This window comes from Thiococcus pfennigii (assembly GCF_016583835.1).
Taxonomy (GTDB): Bacteria; Pseudomonadota; Gammaproteobacteria; order Chromatiales; family Chromatiaceae; genus Thiococcus; species Thiococcus pfennigii.
In genome coordinates, this window is the sequence record NZ_NRRW01000172.1 from 1 (window position 1) to 504 (window position 504).

Consider the following 504-nt stretch of genomic DNA (forward strand, 5'->3'; position numbering starts at 1 on the left):
CAGCATCGGCATCGCCCATACCCGCTGGGCCACCCACGGCGAGCCCTCCACGGAGAACGCCCATCCGCACCTCTCCGGTGAGCGCTGCGCCATCGTCCACAACGGCATCATCGAGAACCATGCCACGCTGCGCGCCGAGCAGCTCGCCGCCGGCCACACCTTCACGTCGCAGACCGATACCGAGGTCGTCGTCCACGCCGTCTACGACGCGCTCGCCGCCGGCCCAGGTGCCGCTTTCGCCGAGGCTGGCGACATGGTCGAGCAAATGGCGGTCGACCGTCTGCGCGGCGCGGCGCAACGCCAGTTCGCGGAGCGCCGACAGGTTCGATTTCGAGAAGAAATGGCCGAGCGCGCGCGTCGCCTCGGCAGGGATATAGACCTTGCCGTCCTTCAGCCGGTCGATCAGCTCGTCGGGCGGGAGGTCGACCACTTCGATCTCGGCATCGTCCAGCACCGCATCGGGCACGGTCTCGCGCACACGCACGCGGGTGAAACCGGCGACGA

At 68.8% G+C, this 504-nt stretch carries 2 pseudogenes; one reads left to right on the forward strand and one right to left on the reverse strand.

The features are described 5' to 3' along the window. A pseudogene (locus CKO41_RS18870) lies at positions 1 to 223 on the forward strand (glutamine--fructose-6-phosphate transaminase (isomerizing)); the annotation flags it as partial. Between the two features lie 111 nt (positions 224 to 334). Here CKO41_RS18870 and CKO41_RS18875 read toward each other — a convergent pair. Continuing rightward, a pseudogene (locus tag CKO41_RS18875) lies at positions 335 to 484 on the reverse strand (sensor histidine kinase KdpD); the annotation flags it as partial. Positions 485 to 504 lie beyond the last annotated feature (20 nt).